Genomic DNA, 14,635 nt, shown 5'->3' on the forward strand with positions numbered 1-14,635 from the left:
CCTATCGTCCCCGCACGATCAGCATCCGCGCCACCCAGAACAGGATCGCGCCCGTCAGCGCAATCCCCAGCACCGCCGCCGCCGCGACGCCGGCCACCTTCAGGATTGCGTAGAACAATGCCTCGAAGAAACGGCCGATCGCGACCGACAGGTGGATCACCGCGGCGCGATCGGCGGCATCATCGCACGCTCACGCGCGTCCACCGCTGCTCGCGGCAGCCGAAACCGGCGAACAGGCACCCTTGCGCCACCAGCGTGCCGCGCCCCTCCAGCCGCAGCGTGCCGTCGACGCGCGTGCCGATATCGGGGACGAAGACGCTGCCCGCCCAGCTGCCGTCCTCATCGCGCTCGAACCCTTCGAACAGGCGCGCGCCGACCAGCCGGTCGGTCCCGCCGCGCGCGGCATCCTCACGCGCCTTCGGGCTGGCGGAAATGACGGTACCGCACATGCCAGGCGCATCGCGGCACGGCGCCACGCGGATACGCACGCTGTCGCCGGCATTGCGCCACACGCCAGCCAGGGGATCTGTCGCCGGCGCGGCCACCAGCATCAGAACGGAAAGAAGCATCGCCATATCCGGGATGTAGGCGCGCAACCCGGCCAAGATAAGGCAGCGGGGGGCGACGCGGGCTCGCTCTTGCGCTATCGGCGCCCGCGATGACCCCGCCCGCCGCCCACCGCCGGACCGCCCCTATGGGTGCAGCGTCATGACCGATCGCACACCCGATATCGTCCCCGACAGCCAGCATCGCGGGCTGGTCGCCGCGCTGCCGCCGCTTGCGCGGGCGCTGGCGATGCTGGCGCGGCTCGACCGGCCGATCGGCTGGTGGCTGCTGTTCTGGCCGGGTGCCTGGGCGATCGCGCTGGCGGGCGGCATTCCGGCGCGCTGGGATCTGCTGGCGTGGTTCCTCCTCGGCAGCATCGCGATGCGCGGTGCGGGCTGCGTCTACAACGACATCGTCGACCGCGATCTGGACGCCAGCGTCGCGCGCACCCGCCACCGCCCGCTCGCCAGCGGCGCGGTGTCGGTGACGCTGGCATGGGCGTGGCTGGGGGTCCTGTGCGTGATCGGGCTGATCGTGCTGTTCCAGCTGCACTGGAGCGCCGCGATCGTTGCGCTGGCCAGCATCGCGCCGGTCGCCGCCTATCCGTTCATGAAGCGGATCACCTGGTGGCCGCAGGCGTGGCTGGGCCTCGTCTTCTCCTGGGCGGCGCTGGTCGGCTGGGCCGATGTGTGGGGCACGCTCGCCCCCGCCGGGCTGACGCTCTACGCCGGCTGCATCTTCTGGGTGATCGGCTACGACACGATCTACGCGCTGCAGGATCGCGAGGACGATGCGCTGGTCGGCATCGGCTCGTCCGCGCTGGCAATGGGGGCACACGTCCGCGCCGGCGTGGCGCTGTGCTACGCGATCGCCGTTGCGCTGTGGGGCGCCGCCTTCTGGCAGATGCGTGCCGATCCGCTCGCGCTCGCCGCGCTGCTGCCCGCCGCGCTGCATCTGGGATGGCAGGTCGCGACCTTGGTGCCCGACGATGGCGACGGCGCGCTCCATCGCTTCCGCGCCAACCGCTTCACCGGCCTGTTGATGTTCCTTGCCTGCGCCGCGGTGGGGACGACGCTCTAGCAACGCGCCTTCCCACCTCCTAAGTCCGTACCATGCTCACTCCCGAACAGGCGCAGGACCGCGCCGCCGACCTCGTCCGCCGTGCCGTCGCTGCCGGGGCGGACGCCGCCGATGCGGTCTTTGCCGCCCATGCCTCGACCGAGGTGTCGGTGCGGCTCGGCGCGCTGGAGGATGTCGGCCGGTCGGAGAGCGAGGATCTGGGGCTCCGCGTGTTCGTCGGGCAGCGGTCGGCCAGCGTCTCCACCTCCGATCTGTCCGCCGACACGATCGCCGCGCTGGTCGATCGCGCGGTGGCGATGGCGCGCGAGGCACCGGAGGATCGCTATGCCGGCCTCGCTCCCGCCGAGCGGCTGATGCACGGCGCGCCGCCCGCGCTGGACCTGGCCGACCGCGGCGATGTGACCCCCGCCGAGTTGCGCCATGCGGTACAGGCGGCCGAGGACGCCGCGCGCGCCGTCCCCGGCGTCACCAACAGCGAAGGGGCGGGCGCATCCGCCTCGTCCAGCGTCTGGGCGCTGGCGACCAGCCACGGCTTTGCCGGCGCCTATGCCACCACCGGCTACGGCCTGTCGGCCAGCGTGATCGCGGGCGAGGGCGGCGCGATGCAGCGCGACTATGGCTTCCACTCCGCCCGCCACCGCGCGCATCTCGACGCCCCCGATGCGATCGGGCGGCTGGCGGGGGAGCGCGCGGTGGCGCGGCTCGACCCCGCACGCGTCGCCAGCGGGCCGATGCCGGTAGTGTTCGATCCGCGCGTCGGCGCCAGCCTGATCGGGCACCTCACCTCCGCCATCTCCGGCCAGGCGATCGCGCGGCGCACCAGCTTCCTGCTCGACGCACTGGGCACGCAGGTGTTCGCGCCGGGCGTGACGATCCGCGACGATCCGCACCGCCCGCACGGTCTGCGCTCGCGCCCGTTCGACGGCGAGGGGCTGCCGGTGTCGCCGGTCGCGCTGGTCGCGGACGGGATGCTGGAAACCTGGCTGCTCGATTCAGCCTCCGCCCGGCAACTGGGGCTGGAACCCACCGGCCACGCCGCGCGCGGCATCGCCGGCGCGCCGGGGGTGTCGACCAGCAACCTCTACATGGAACCGGGCAAGGTGCCGGTCGCCACCCTGCTGTCGGATATCACCAGCGGCGTCTACGTCACCGAGCTGATCGGTCAGGGCGTCAATCCTGTCACCGGCGACTACAGCCGCGGCGCGGCCGGTTTCCTGATCGAGAACGGCGTCATCACGCGCCCGGTGGCGGAATTCACCATCGCAGGTAATCTGACCGCGATGTTCGCCGAGCTCACCCCCGCCAACGACCTGGAGTTCCGCCACGGCGTCAACGTGCCGACGCTGCGGGTCGAGGGGATGACCGTCGCCGGTGGATGACCGCCCGGGCCTTGCCGATGCGGTCGCGCAGGTCGCGCGCGAGGCGGCGCAGATGGCGTTCGCCCGCTGGCACACCGATTTCGCGCGCTGGGAAAAATCGCCGGGCAGCCCGGTGTGCCAGGTCGATCTCGACGTCGACCGCTTCCTCCATGCGCGGCTGTCGGCGCTGCTGCCCGATGCCGGCTGGCTGTCGGAGGAAACTGCCGACCATCCCGACCGGCTGGCACGCGGGCGCGTGTGGGTGGTCGATCCGATCGACGGCACCCGCGACTATATCCGCGGGCGCGCCGGCTGGTGCATCTCGGTCGCGCTGGTCGACCATGGCCATCCGGTGATCGCGGTGCTGGATGCGCCCGCCCGCGGGGAAGTGTGGCGCGCGGCCGCGGGGCGCGGCGCGACGCTGGCGGGGGCGGCGGTCCACACCGGCAACCGCGCGGTCTTCCCCGGATCGCGCGTGCCGGTCGATGCGCTGCCCAAGGCGGATCGCGAGCTGGTGGCGGTGGAAAAGCCCAATTCGATCGCGCTGCGGATCGCGATGGTCGCCGCCGATCGTGCCGATCTGGTCGCGACCCTGCGCTGGGGCAACGAATGGGACATCGCCGCCGCCGTCCTGATCGCCAGCGAGGCGGGAGCACGGGTCAGCGACGCGCTGGGTGCGCCGCTGATGTTCAACAAGGCCGATCCGCGCGCCTATGGCGTATTGGTCAGCGCGCCGGGCATCCACGACGCCGCCGTCCACCATCTGGCCGCCCGCGCGCGCGCCGCGATCGGCTGAGGCGCGCGCGGACGATCACTTGCGCCCGCGCAGGTCGCGCCGCCCCATCGGACGCAGCCGCACCGCCAGGCAGATAACCGTCGGCCAGAACATCGTGTGGATCACGTCGCTGATCGTGTCGGGCCAGCGCCAGCTGCCATAGTGCATCCGGTCGAGGATCTCGTTCACCGCCTCCGCCGCCGCCACCACCGACAGGGGCACCAGCGTTCCGAGCGAACGCCCGGTGGCGATCCGCGCGACGATCAGCACCGCCATCCCGGCATGGATGTGCAGCACCGTATCGGGCAGCCCGGTGCCGTCGCCGATCCACCAGATGAATTTGGCCCACAGCCCCGGCGCATCGATCACCGCGCGCTCCCCCCGCCGCGTGCGATCATTTCTGGCAGGCGACGATCGCGGTGACGACGCTGATCGTCTCCTGCGGATCGCGGACCTTCACCGTATCGACGCCCGCTTCCTTGGCCGGATAATCGTTGCCGCCAGGGAAGATCGCGTCGCCCAGGAACAGCATCTCATCCAGCGCGAAGCCGCTCGCCTCCGCCAGCTTGCGGAGGCCATATCCCTTGTCGACGCCCTCGCGCGTGATGTCGATCGACGTCGCGCCGCCCATGTTGATCGCCAGCCCCGGCAGACGCTTGCGCAGGTCCGCCTGAATCACCTTGCGCTTGGCGAAATCGGGGTCCCAATGTTCCTTGGCCTCCAGCGGCGCTTCCTGCCCCAGCGCAGAAAAGGTGATCTGGCTGCCGCGATCCTCGATCCGCTCGCCCCACGTCTGCTCGGGGGTGAAGCCGGTTGCCTCCAGCGCTTCACCGAAGGCGTCGATGATCTTCGTCTTCTCGGCGTCGTCGAACAGCTCGGCATAGACCGGCTTCCACGCGCCCTCCTGGTGCGTGTACAGCTTCGTACCGGTCGTCGGCATCAGCCACAGCCGCGACAGATCGGCGCGCGCCGGCAGCCGGCTGGCGACCTGCTTGTCGAACTGCGGCCAGTCCCCGCCGGAGATCACCGCGACATCGGCAACGCCCAGGAGGTCGGCCAGCGTCTCGGCCATGTCGTCCTTGAGCGCCTGCTTGCTGAGCGCCAGCGTGCCGTCGAGGTCGAAGGCCACGAGTTTCTTCATTCACTGTCTCCGGGGAAGGATGAGGGTATCGATGGCGTGCGCGACGCCATCCTGGGTATTGGCGCGGGTGACCTCGGCCGCGGCGGCCTTCACCGCATCGGGAGCATTGCCCATCGCGATCGACAGCCCGGCGCGCTTCAGCATCGGCAGGTCGTTGGCCTGATCGCCGATCGCGGCGGTATCGGACAGCGAGACCCCCACCGCATCGGCGAGCGCGGCGATGCCGTCGCCCTTGTTGGCCTGCTTCGCGGTGACGTCGAGGTAATAGGTCTGGCTCTGCGCCACGGTCGCGCGGTCGCCGATCGCGGTGTGGATGCGCGCGTACAGCGCGTGGAGCGCATCGGCATCGTCGCTGACGAAGGTGATCTTGTCGGCGCGGTCCAGCAGCGCGTCGGGATCGTCGGTCACTTCCGGTTCCTGCGCCGACGCGCGCCGCTCGCTGGCGGTGTGCGGGCCGTCGGGATCGTCCGCGTACCAGCGGTCGCCCGTGAAGACCCAGGTCGCCACCTCGCTCTCGCGCGCCAGCATCATCGCCTCGCGCGCGGCATCGGCGGGGATGGTGACGTGGCGGACGATCGTGCCGTCGCGGCGGAACACGATCCCGCCGTTGAACGCCGCCACATCGCCGTCCAGCGCCAGCGTGTCGAGCAGCGGGCGCAGCCCCGACATCGGCCGCGCGCTGATGATCGAGAAACCGATCCCTGCGGCGCGCACCCGCGCCACCGCATCGATGGTCGCGGGGGTCAGGTTCTTGTCCTTGTCGACCAATGTGCCGTCGACATCCGACACCAGCAGGCGGATCGCCATTATTGCGGCATCTCGACATGCCCGCCGAAGCCGAAGCGCATCGCCGACAGCACCTGTTCCCCGAACGTATGCTCGACGCGGCTGCGATAGCGCGCGAACAATGCGGTGGTCAGCACGTTGACCGGCACCGCCTCCTCCATCGCCGCCTCGATCGTCCACTGGCCCTCGCCCGAATCGGCGACATTGCCGCTGAACCCGTCGAGATGCGCGTCCTTTGCCAGCGCCAGCGCGCTGAGGTCGAGCAGCCAGGACGAGATCACGCTGCCGCGCCGCCACACCTCGGCGATGTCGGCCAGGTTCAGGTCGTAGCGTTCGCCCTCCGGCAGATGCCCCGACGCCTTGCCCTTCAGCACGTCGAACCCCTCGGCATAGGCCTGCATCAGCCCGTATTCGATGCCGTTGTGGACCATCTTCACGAAATGCCCCGCGCCCGCCGGGCCGGCGTGGATATAGCCCTTTTCCGCACGCGGATCGACCGCGTCATTGCCGTCGCGCCCGGCAGTGCGCGGGATCGTGCCCGCCCCCGGCGCCAGGGCGGCGAAGATCGGGTCGAGCTGGCGCACCACCTCGTCGGGGCCGCCGATCATCATGCAATAGCCGCGCTCCAGCCCCCACACCCCGCCCGAGGTGCCGACGTCGACGAAATGCATGCCCTTGTCCGCCAGCGCACGGGCGTGGCGAATGTCGTCCTTGTAGAAACTGTTGCCGCCGTCGATCACGACATCGCCCGCCGCGCCATGGTCAGCGATCGCGGTAATCGTGGTGTCGGTGATCTCGCCATGCGGCAGCATCACCCACCAGATCGCGGGGCTGCCGGCCTTGCCGCGCGCATCCTCCAGCGAGGTCGCGGCGATCGCGCCCGCCTCCGCCAGCTTCGCCACCGCGGCCTCGTCGCGGTCATAGGCAACGATCTCATGCCCCGCCTGCAACAGCCGGCGTGCCATGTTGCCGCCCATCCGGCCCAGCCCGATCATCACCAGTCGCATTATGCCAATCTCCTCGCTCGCGCGCTCAATCACCGGCGCCGGGCGCAGGTTCCCGCCACCCCTTGCGCGCGACCCTCACGCCGGCTGCGCTAAACCAGATCGCAACCTACCCCCGGATAGGACGGCCAGCGTGATCCACAAGCCCCACATTCTCGTCGTGTTCGGCACGCGGCCCGAAGCCATCAAGATGGCCCCTGTCGTCGCCGCGTTACGCGCGCGTGACGGGCTGGACGTCAGCGTCGCGGTCACCGCGCAGCATCGCCAGCTGCTCGACCAGGTTCTGGCGATCTTCGGCATCGTCCCCGACGTCGATCTCGACCTGATGCAGGCGGGCCAGTCGCTCGATACACTGGCCGCGCGCATCCTCACTCAATTCGGCGCGACGCTAGACGCGCGGCGGCCCGATCGCATCCTGGTCCATGGCGACACGCTGACCTCGATGGTCGCGACGCTCGCCGCCTATTTCCGCCAGATCCCGGTCGGCCATGTCGAGGCGGGGCTGCGCAGCGGCAACATCTACTCCCCATGGCCGGAAGAGGCGAACCGCAAGGTGACCGGGGTGATCGCCGACCTGCACTTCGCCCCCACGCCGCAGGCCGCCGCCGCCCTGCGCGCCGAAAACGTGCCCGGCGCCGCGATCCACGTCACGGGCAATACCGTCATCGACGCGCTGCTGGCGATGCGCGACCGGATCGCCGCACAGCCCGCGCTGGCCGCCGGACTGGACCCGCTGGCGGCGCGCTTCGCCGGCCGGCGGATCGTCGCCGTCACCTCGCACCGGCGCGAGAATTTCGGCGACGGCATGGCGCAGGTCGCCGCCGCGATCGCGCGGATCGCCGATCGGCCCGACGTGGGTGTCATCTTTCCCGTCCATCCCAACCCGGCGGTTCGCCCGGTGATGGAAGCGGCACTGGGATCGCACCCGAACGTCGCGCTGATCGACCCGCTCGACTATCCGCATTTCGTCCGGCTGATGGCGATGAGCGTGGTGATGCTCACCGATTCGGGCGGGGTGCAGGAAGAAGCCCCCAGCCTGGGCAAGCCGGTGCTGGTGATGCGCGACACCACCGAACGGCCGGAAGGGGTCGCGGCGGGCACATCGCAGCTGGTCGGCACCGATCCCGATACGATCGTCAACCGAATGTTCGCTCTTCTCGACGATGACGCCGCTTATGCCGCCATGGCCCAGGCGCATAACCCTTATGGCGACGGGCAGGCGGCGCAACGCATTGCAAGGATCGTGGACGATGCCCATCGACGCTGACACTGCCACCGGCGCACCACTGGGCGCGGTGGTCATGGGGCTGGGCTATATCGGCCTGCCGACCGCGGCGGTGATCGCGCGCGCGGGCGTCCCGACGCTGGGCGTCGACGTCAATGCCGATGTCGTCGCGACCGTCAATTCGGGCCGCGTCCATATCGAGGAAGTCGACCTGTACGGCCTGGTGCAGGGCGTCGTCGGGCGCGGGCTGCTGCGCGCCGCGACCGCGCCCGAGCCGGCGGATACGTTCATCATCGCAGTACCGACCCCGTTCCATGACGATCACCAGCCCGATGTCAGCTACGTGCTGGCCGCCGCGCACACGATCGCGCCGGTGCTGAAGAAGGGCGATCTGGTGATCCTCGAATCGACCTCTCCGGTGGGCACCACCGAACAGCTTGCCGGCCTGATCGCGCAGCTGCGCCCCGACCTGTCGGTGCCCGGTCGCGGCGGCGCGGGCGCGGCCGACCTGTTCATCGCTTACTGCCCGGAGCGGGTGCTGCCCGGCCGCATCCTGATCGAATTGATCGACAACGACCGCGTCATCGGCGGCATCACACCGCGCTGCGCCCGCCGTGCGATGGGCTTCTATCGCCAGTTCGTGCGCGGCGCGTGCCTGACCACCAACGCGCGCGCGGCGGAGATGGTGAAGCTGGTCGAGAACAGCTACCGCGACGTCAACATCGCCTTCGCCAACGAACTGTCGGTGATCGCGGAGAACCTGGGCATCGACGTGTGGGAGGTGATCCGCCTTGCCAACCGCCACCCGCGCGTGTCGATCCTTCAGCCCGGCCCCGGCGTGGGCGGGCATTGCATCGCCGTCGACCCGTGGTTCCTGGTCGCGGGCGATCCCGACAACAGCCGGCTGATCCGCACCGCGCGCGAGGTGAACGACGCCAAGACCGACTATGTCATCGGCCGCGCGATCCGCCTGATCGAAAAGCTGCCCGACGCGCGCATCGCCTGCCTGGGGCTGGCGTTCAAGCCGAACATCGACGATTTCCGCGAAAGCCCCGCGCTGGAAGTGGCGACCGCGCTGGCGCGGCGTTTCGGGGATCGCATCGCGCTGGTCGAACCGCACGCGCGCGCGCTGCCGGCGGCGTTCGACGGCACCGGAGCGGCGCTGGTCGATCTCGACACCGCGCTGTCGGAATGCGACGCGATGATCGTGCTGGTCGATCATGACGTCTTCCGCTCCGTGCCGCTCGACGAACGCGCCGACAAGCTGGTGTACGATACGCGCGGTCTGTGGCCCGATCAGCCGCGGCTGTCAGCGTGGGAAAGCCTTCTCGCCCGGGCCGCGTGACCCACCCTCACCGCATCTGCGGCGTGCGATAGCTTTTCTGCCATTGCGCCGCCGCCCCGCGCGGCGCACATCCCGCGCCGCAACAACGGGGGCATGACGTGGACTGGCTGAGCACGCTGGCGGGCTTTCTGGTCGGCATGATCGTTGGGGTGACCGGCGTCGGCGGCGGATCGCTGATGTCGCCGCTGCTGATCCTGCTGTTCGGGGTCGCGCCGGCGACCGCGGTCGGCACCGACCTGTGGTTCGCCGCGATCACCAAGATGGCCGGCGGCGCGGTCCACCATCGTCAGGACAATGCCGACTGGCAGATCGTGAAGCGGCTGTGCTGGGGCAGCCTGCCCGCGGTCGGGCTGACCTTGTGGTGGCTGTGGAGCCACGGTCAGAAGGCCGAAAGCAGCGGGCTGATCGTGCGCACGCTGGGGATCGCGCTGGTCCTGTCGGCGATCGCGACGCCGTTTCGCGGCGCGATCGCGCGGCGCTTCGCGCGGGCCGATGGCCCGCTCGCCGATACGATGCTGCGCTGGCAGCCGGCGCTGACGGTGGCGGCTGGCGCGCTGCTCGGCACGCTCATCACGCTGACATCGGTGGGCGCCGGCGCGCTGGGCGCGACGCTGCTGCTGATGCTCTATCCGTTCCGCCTGACCGCGCGGCGGCTGGTCGGGACCGATATCGTCCATGCCATTCCCGTCGCGCTGATCGGCGGGATCGGCCATGCGGTGATCGGCAACATCAACCTGCCGCTGCTGGGCTCGCTGCTGCTCGGGTCGATCCCCGGCGTCGTGCTGGGCGCGCGGCTGACCAGATATCTGTCGGAACGGGTGGTCGCGCCGGCGCTGGCCCTCGTGCTGCTGATCGTCGGGATCCGCCTGCTGCTGTAGCTACAGCGTGGCGCGCATGCCGTTGGCGGACAGGATCTCGATCCAATAGCCGTCAGGGTCCATGATGAACGCGATATCCTTCATCGCGCCGTCCTGCGGCCGCTTCTTGAACCGCACGCCCAGTTCCTCGAACCGCGCGCACGCCAGCGCCACATCGGGCACGGAGATGCCGATATGGCCGAAGCCGCGCGGTTCCTCGTTCCCGCTGTGATAGCCAGCGAAACCGGGGTCGCTCTCCGTCCCCCAATTATGCGTCAGTTCCAGGGTGGTCGAGCGGTTGAAGATGAACGCCGCGCGTTCCGCCGGGTCGGCCGGCACGCTCTCGCCCTCTTCTAGATAGGACAGGAAGAACAGCGAGAAGCGCATGTCCGCAAAATCCAGCCGCTGGAGCAACGTCATGCCCAGCACCTCGCGATAGAAGGCCAGCGACGCGTCAGGGTCGCGGACCCGCAGCATCGTCTGGTTCAGGACGAACCCTTCGGTTCCGGGGGTGCGGGGCATGTCGTCTCCGTCAGGCAAGCGTCAGCGTGACGTCGACGTTACCACGGGTGGCGTTCGAATAGGGGCAGATCTGGTGCGCGGCGTCGACCAGCTGCTGCGCCTGTTCGCGGTCCACCCCCGGCAGGTCGACGGCCAGGTCCGCCGTAATGCCGAACCCGCCCTGCGAACGCGGCCCGATGCCGACGGTTGCGTGGACCGCGACGTCGTCGGGCACCTTCACCTTCAGCTGCTGGCCGGCCACCTTCAGCGCGCCGATGAAGCATGCCGAATAGCCCGCGGCGAACAGCTGTTCGGGGTTGGTCCCCGCCCCGCCCGCGCCGCCCAGTTCCTTCGGCGTCGACAGCGCGACGTCGAGCACGCCGTCCTGGCTGCGCGCATGCCCGTCCCGCCCGCCGGTCGCGGTCGCCTGGGTACGATATTTGACGTCGACACTCATCGAAACGCTCCTTGATGGCGCGCGGCCCACGCCGCGCTCCCCGCCCAGGTAGGAGGATCAATTTTGTTTGTCGAGATAATTGTTATCGCGGCATGTTAATCGGGAAGAAGAGAGGCGGGACCGGCCCGCCTCTCTCTGTCGATCGGATCAGTTGGTCTGCATGCGGATGCCGAACCGGAACGACCGGCCAAGGAGGTCCGAATAGGTCGAATTCGCAGCCAGCCCGGTTTCCGGCAGGAGCATCGGCCAGCGATCGAACACGTTCGTGACATTGACGAAGAACTGCGCCTCTGCCCCGCCCATGTCGATCTTCTGCGTCAGGTTCAGATCGGCATAGAACAGCCCCGATGCACGGTTCTGGTCGTAGGTGAAGAAATTGGGGTCGTTCGCCGGGCAATTGTTCGAACATTCGATGCCGTTGGCGACATATTTGCCCGCGCTGACCCCGCGACCGATCGCGGTGATCGAGAAGCTGGGCGTGTCATAGGCGGCGGTCGCGCGGAAAATCCACCTCGGCGTGGTCGACTGCCCGCCGTTCACGCCCACCGAATTGAGTACCACCGTCCCCGGCACGCCGCTGTCGAAGCGGTTCTCGATATAGCGGGTCGCCACGCCGCGCAGCGTGAAGGTGCCGTCGCTGTTCGCGAAGACCTTGTCCAGCGGCAGGCGGTAGCTGGCGTCGATGTCGACGCCGCGCACCTTCTGCGTGGCCGCGTTGAACGGCTGGTTGCGGATGATGAGGTACGGCTGCGCCGGGTTCTGCGTGCGCGCCGCATCGATCGAGATCGCATCGCAGAACGCCTGCTGGTTCTGGAAGCACAGGTTCACGATCTGCTGCGCGCTGAACGTGCTGATGCCGTTGTCGATCTTGATGTCGAAATAGTCGACCGACATGTTGAAGCCCGGCAGGAAGCGCGGCGACAGTACCACGCCGGCATTCCACTGATTCGCCACTTCCGCGCGCAAGTTAGGATTGCCGGTGCCGAAGCCGGAATAGCTGTAGCCCGACTGCGGCGGCTGACCCGCCGGCACGAACGCCGGGCTGCTGCCGGGGAAGCCCGGGTTGGTCACGGCGTCGCTGTTGGCGGTACCCGCCTGGTACAGTTCGTTCAGGTTGGGTGCGCGGATGTCGCGCGACCGGGTCACGCGGAACCGGACGTCGTCGATCGGCTGCCATGTCGCGCCCGCCTTCCACGTTGTGACATAGCCCGCGGTCGAATAGCGCGTCGCGCGCGCCGCACCGTTGAACTCGATCCCCAGGCCCAGCGGCACGACGGTTTCGAGATACGCTTCCTTGACGTCGTAGCTGCCGTTGGTGGGCAGGTAATTGCCCACCGACCAGCGGTTGGTCGCGCCCGTCAGCGCGCCGGCGGCATTGCGAATCGGCACCGGCTGGAATTGGTCCGGGACGAAGCCGGTGATCTTCTCCTTCCGATATTCCGCGCCCACCGCGACGCTCACGTCCCCGGCCCAGGTACGGAACGGGTTGAACGACACGTTGAAGCCGGCGTTATACTGCTCGACCACCTCGTCGCGATACGGGTCGCCCAGGACGTAGTTGATCGCCGCGGGATCGGCGACACCCACCCCCAGCCGGTTGAGCGGGACGCAGGCACGGTCGTCGTTGGTCGCGCTGGCATCGACGTTGATCGCGCACTGAATCGACCCCGCGGCATACCCATTGGCATTGCCCGCCGGCGCAAACACCGCCGCGGTCGCGTTGTTCATCCGCGCGACGTTCATGATGTTGCGCAGCTGCTCGCGCAGTTCGGCGCGGCCGTACTGGGCATAGACGTTCCAGGTCGCGGGGCTGCCGAACGCTTCGGTCTCACCGTTCGCGCCGACCGCGTAACGCTGCACCGCGCGACGGTTGTCGACCGCGCGGAACGGCAGGTCGGCAGCGGTGGTCGCCACCGTCACGCTGGTGATCCCGCGCAGCGCCGCCGGGCCGAGCGTGTTGTAGAGGAAGGCGTTGCAGGTCGCCGGCGCCGCGGCCGCGCTGGCCGCCGCCCCGCATCCCGTGGCGTTCAGGACGATGCCGGTCGCCAGATTGGGACCGGCGTTGAAGAAGATCTTCTGCCGGTTGTACGACCCTTCGGCGAACAGCTCGATGCCGTCGCCGACCTCGTAGCTAAGCCGGCCGAACAGTCCGTAGCGGTCGTCTTCGGGGGCAAGGCCGATGCGCCGGCCCGAATCGTTGACCTGCCACGACCCGCCCTGCGTCAGCGACGGTGCCGCACTGCCGGTCGGAGACGGGAAGGTCAGCGCCCCGTACTGATATTGCAGCGGCTGCCCGTTCGCCCCGAAATAGATGCCGCGCAGGCTGTTGGCGGCGATTCCCGATCCGGTTGCGGCGGCGGAATTGGTGATGAGGCCGCCCGGCGTGGAATTGGCAGCGCCCACCTGCCGGCGGATCAGGTAGCGCGGGGTCGTGCTGCTGGTGGTCCAGTTCGGGTCTTGGATGCGGACGTAGCCGGTAGCGTTCCAGTCGCGATCGACCTGGAAGATTCCGTCGGCGTGCGCGACCTCACCCGACAGCAGGATGTGCCCGCGCCCGTCGCTGCCGAACGACGTACCCGCCGCGACCGCCATCGAGTAATTGTAGCCGTCGCCCTTGTCGGTGACGCCATTGTCGATCTGTACCTTCAGCCCCTTGTACTTCTTGTCGAGGACGAAGTTGACGACGCCCGCCACCGCGTCCGACCCATAAGCGGAGGAGGCGCCGCCGGTGACGACCTCGACGCTCTTCACCAGCATCTGCGGGATGGTGTTGACGTCGACCAGCCCGGTCACCGTCGACCCGACCGAGCGCCGCCCGTCGAGCAGCACCAGCGTCCGCTCCGAACCCAGGTTGCGCAGGTTCAGCGCGTTGATGCCCGCCTGCCCGCTCGACAGGTTGAGCCGCGAGTTGGACGGGCGCGTCGAACCGGCCATCGACGGCAGCTGGTTGACGAAATCGGCGATGTTGTTCGACGGCGAGCTGTTCTGGATATCCTCCAGCGTCAGCACCGTCAGTGGGGTCGGCGACTGGAAACCGTCGCGCACGATGCGCGTGCCGGTGACGACGACGTCGGGACCGGCCGGCTCCGGACCGGTCGTCGGCTCGGGCGTCTGGACGGTCGCCGTGCTGCTCGGCTGCGTCTGCGCCGTCGCCGGAACGGCCAGCGCCAGCGCCGCCAGGCTGCTGAACCCGAAGAGAAAAGCCTTGCGGCGCTCGAACTGCCTTTGAACCGTCATTAAAGCCCCCTATTGGCGCGCTGGCCGCCCGTTCGGCGGCCTTGCTGTGGCGCCTCCCGCGACGACATCGTCCCGCTGTCCGGTCGTTTTCTGCCGGATTCCTGACGGGTGTCGGAACCGGAAGGTGCCGGTCGCGGTCAATCAGCGTCAAGCGCTCCGTCGCTTCCATCGCTTCGCCAGACCATAGACGCGGCCTATACCATCGCACATCGGCAGCCCCCGAACGCCATGCCATAGCCATGCCTTATGCCCGGCCCACCGCTTGTCATATGGACGGCGCGCCACGCCGCGCATTAGCCTTGGCCGGCACAGCAGCGGAAGCC

Annotated in this window: 15 protein-coding genes; 6 read left to right on the forward strand and 9 right to left on the reverse strand. The window is 69.1% G+C overall.

What is annotated here, in order from left to right:
- Nucleotide 1: 1 nt before the first annotated feature.
- Nucleotides 2-160, reverse strand: a complete 159-nt coding sequence (locus tag COA17_RS18740) for a hypothetical protein (protein ID WP_176484826.1) — start codon at nt 158-160, stop codon at nt 2-4.
- Between the two features lie 19 nt (nt 161-179).
- The gene (locus tag COA17_RS06955; protein WP_245857513.1) at nt 180-569 is read right to left on the reverse strand and encodes a DUF2147 domain-containing protein; all 390 of its coding nucleotides are present in this window, start codon (nt 567-569) and stop codon (nt 180-182) included.
- A gap of 139 nt (nt 570-708) precedes the next feature.
- On the opposite strand from COA17_RS06955, the gene ubiA reads away from it, so the two are divergent.
- From ubiA to COA17_RS06970, 3 genes are read left to right on the forward strand one after another with little or no spacing between them, the layout of a single operon-like run.
- On the forward strand, nt 709-1,626 hold the full coding sequence (ubiA, locus tag COA17_RS06960; protein ID WP_096611192.1) for a 4-hydroxybenzoate octaprenyltransferase: 918 nt from the start codon (nt 709-711) through the stop codon (nt 1,624-1,626).
- Between the two features lie 32 nt (nt 1,627-1,658).
- Complete coding sequence (locus COA17_RS06965) at nt 1,659-3,005, forward strand: TldD/PmbA family protein (RefSeq protein ID WP_096611194.1); 1,347 nt, start codon at nt 1,659-1,661, stop codon at nt 3,003-3,005.
- Nucleotides 2,998-3,780: a 3'(2'),5'-bisphosphate nucleotidase CysQ gene (locus tag COA17_RS06970; protein ID WP_281253296.1), complete on the forward strand. Its 783-nt coding sequence runs from the start codon at nt 2,998-3,000 to the stop codon at nt 3,778-3,780. The genes COA17_RS06965 and COA17_RS06970 overlap by 8 nt, the downstream gene beginning before the upstream one ends.
- 15 nt (nt 3,781-3,795) lie before the next feature.
- Here the strand turns inward: COA17_RS06970 and COA17_RS06975 are convergent, their stop codons facing one another.
- Genes COA17_RS06975 through gnd form a run of 4 tightly spaced genes read right to left on the reverse strand, consistent with a single transcriptional unit; the run spans nt 3,796 to nt 6,693 of the window.
- Nucleotides 3,796-4,128 (reverse strand): hypothetical protein, encoded by a 333-nt coding sequence (locus COA17_RS06975; RefSeq protein WP_231738778.1) that lies wholly within the window; start codon nt 4,126-4,128, stop codon nt 3,796-3,798.
- A 25-nt stretch (nt 4,129-4,153) separates the two neighbouring features.
- Nucleotides 4,154-4,900: an HAD-IIB family hydrolase gene (locus tag COA17_RS06980; RefSeq protein WP_066488313.1), complete on the reverse strand. Its 747-nt coding sequence runs from the start codon at nt 4,898-4,900 to the stop codon at nt 4,154-4,156.
- Nucleotides 4,901-5,707 (reverse strand): Cof-type HAD-IIB family hydrolase, encoded by an 807-nt coding sequence (locus COA17_RS06985; RefSeq protein WP_096611196.1) that lies wholly within the window; start codon nt 5,705-5,707, stop codon nt 4,901-4,903. It lies immediately after the preceding gene.
- On the reverse strand, nt 5,707-6,693 hold the full coding sequence (gene gnd / locus COA17_RS06990; protein WP_096611198.1) for a phosphogluconate dehydrogenase (NAD(+)-dependent, decarboxylating): 987 nt from the start codon (nt 6,691-6,693) through the stop codon (nt 5,707-5,709). Before gnd ends, COA17_RS06985 begins: the two co-directional genes overlap by 1 nt.
- A 130-nt stretch (nt 6,694-6,823) precedes the next feature.
- On the opposite strand from gnd, the gene wecB reads away from it, so the two are divergent.
- The 3 genes from wecB (at nt 6,824) to COA17_RS07005 (ending at nt 10,138) form a co-directional block, all read left to right on the forward strand.
- Nucleotides 6,824-7,957, forward strand: coding sequence for a non-hydrolyzing UDP-N-acetylglucosamine 2-epimerase (gene wecB / locus COA17_RS06995; protein WP_425442677.1), 1,134 nt, complete (start codon nt 6,824-6,826; stop codon nt 7,955-7,957).
- Nucleotides 7,941-9,260, forward strand: coding sequence for a UDP-N-acetyl-D-mannosamine dehydrogenase (gene wecC, locus COA17_RS07000; RefSeq protein WP_096611202.1), 1,320 nt, complete (start codon nt 7,941-7,943; stop codon nt 9,258-9,260). The genes wecB and wecC overlap by 17 nt, the downstream gene beginning before the upstream one ends.
- 98 nt (nt 9,261-9,358) lie before the next feature.
- Nucleotides 9,359-10,138, forward strand: a complete 780-nt coding sequence (locus COA17_RS07005) for a sulfite exporter TauE/SafE family protein (protein WP_096611204.1) — start codon at nt 9,359-9,361, stop codon at nt 10,136-10,138.
- Here COA17_RS07005 and gloA read toward each other — a convergent pair whose 3' ends face one another.
- From gloA to COA17_RS07020, 3 genes are all read right to left on the reverse strand, one after another.
- A complete protein-coding gene (gloA, locus tag COA17_RS07010; RefSeq protein ID WP_096611206.1) occupies nt 10,139-10,639 on the reverse strand; it encodes a lactoylglutathione lyase in 501 nt (166 codons plus the stop codon).
- Nucleotides 10,640-10,649: 10 nt separating this feature from the next.
- Complete coding sequence (locus tag COA17_RS07015) at nt 10,650-11,075, reverse strand: organic hydroperoxide resistance protein (RefSeq protein ID WP_096611208.1); 426 nt, start codon at nt 11,073-11,075, stop codon at nt 10,650-10,652.
- A gap of 147 nt (nt 11,076-11,222) precedes the next feature.
- Nucleotides 11,223-14,312, reverse strand: coding sequence for a TonB-dependent receptor plug domain-containing protein (locus tag COA17_RS07020; RefSeq protein ID WP_096611210.1), 3,090 nt, complete (start codon nt 14,310-14,312; stop codon nt 11,223-11,225).
- Between the last annotated feature and the right edge of the window lie 323 nt (nt 14,313-14,635).

Origin of the sequence: Sphingomonas ginsenosidimutans (genome assembly GCF_002374835.1) — a bacterium.
Classification (GTDB): domain Bacteria; phylum Pseudomonadota; class Alphaproteobacteria; order Sphingomonadales; family Sphingomonadaceae; genus Sphingomonas; species Sphingomonas ginsenosidimutans.

Excerpts from the sequence above, each read along its gene's own strand:
- COA17_RS06955 (WP_245857513.1), bottom strand. The coding sequence starts at position 569 with ATGCTTCTTTCCGTTCTGATGCTGGTGGCCGCGCCGGCGACAGATCCC.
- ubiA (WP_096611192.1), top strand. The coding sequence starts at position 709 with ATGACCGATCGCACACCCGATATCGTCCCCGACAGCCAGCATCGCGGG.
- COA17_RS06965 (WP_096611194.1), top strand. The coding sequence starts at position 1,659 with ATGCTCACTCCCGAACAGGCGCAGGACCGCGCCGCCGACCTCGTCCGC.
- COA17_RS06980 (WP_066488313.1), bottom strand. The coding sequence starts at position 4,900 with ATGAAGAAACTCGTGGCCTTCGACCTCGACGGCACGCTGGCGCTCAGC.
- COA17_RS06985 (WP_096611196.1), bottom strand. The coding sequence starts at position 5,707 with ATGGCGATCCGCCTGCTGGTGTCGGATGTCGACGGCACATTGGTCGAC.
- gnd (WP_096611198.1), bottom strand. The coding sequence starts at position 6,693 with ATGCGACTGGTGATGATCGGGCTGGGCCGGATGGGCGGCAACATGGCA.
- wecC (WP_096611202.1), top strand. The coding sequence starts at position 7,941 with ATGCCCATCGACGCTGACACTGCCACCGGCGCACCACTGGGCGCGGTG.
- gloA (WP_096611206.1), bottom strand. The coding sequence starts at position 10,639 with ATGCCCCGCACCCCCGGAACCGAAGGGTTCGTCCTGAACCAGACGATG.
- COA17_RS07015 (WP_096611208.1), bottom strand. The coding sequence starts at position 11,075 with ATGAGTGTCGACGTCAAATATCGTACCCAGGCGACCGCGACCGGCGGG.
- COA17_RS07020 (WP_096611210.1), bottom strand. The coding sequence starts at position 14,312 with ATGACGGTTCAAAGGCAGTTCGAGCGCCGCAAGGCTTTTCTCTTCGGG.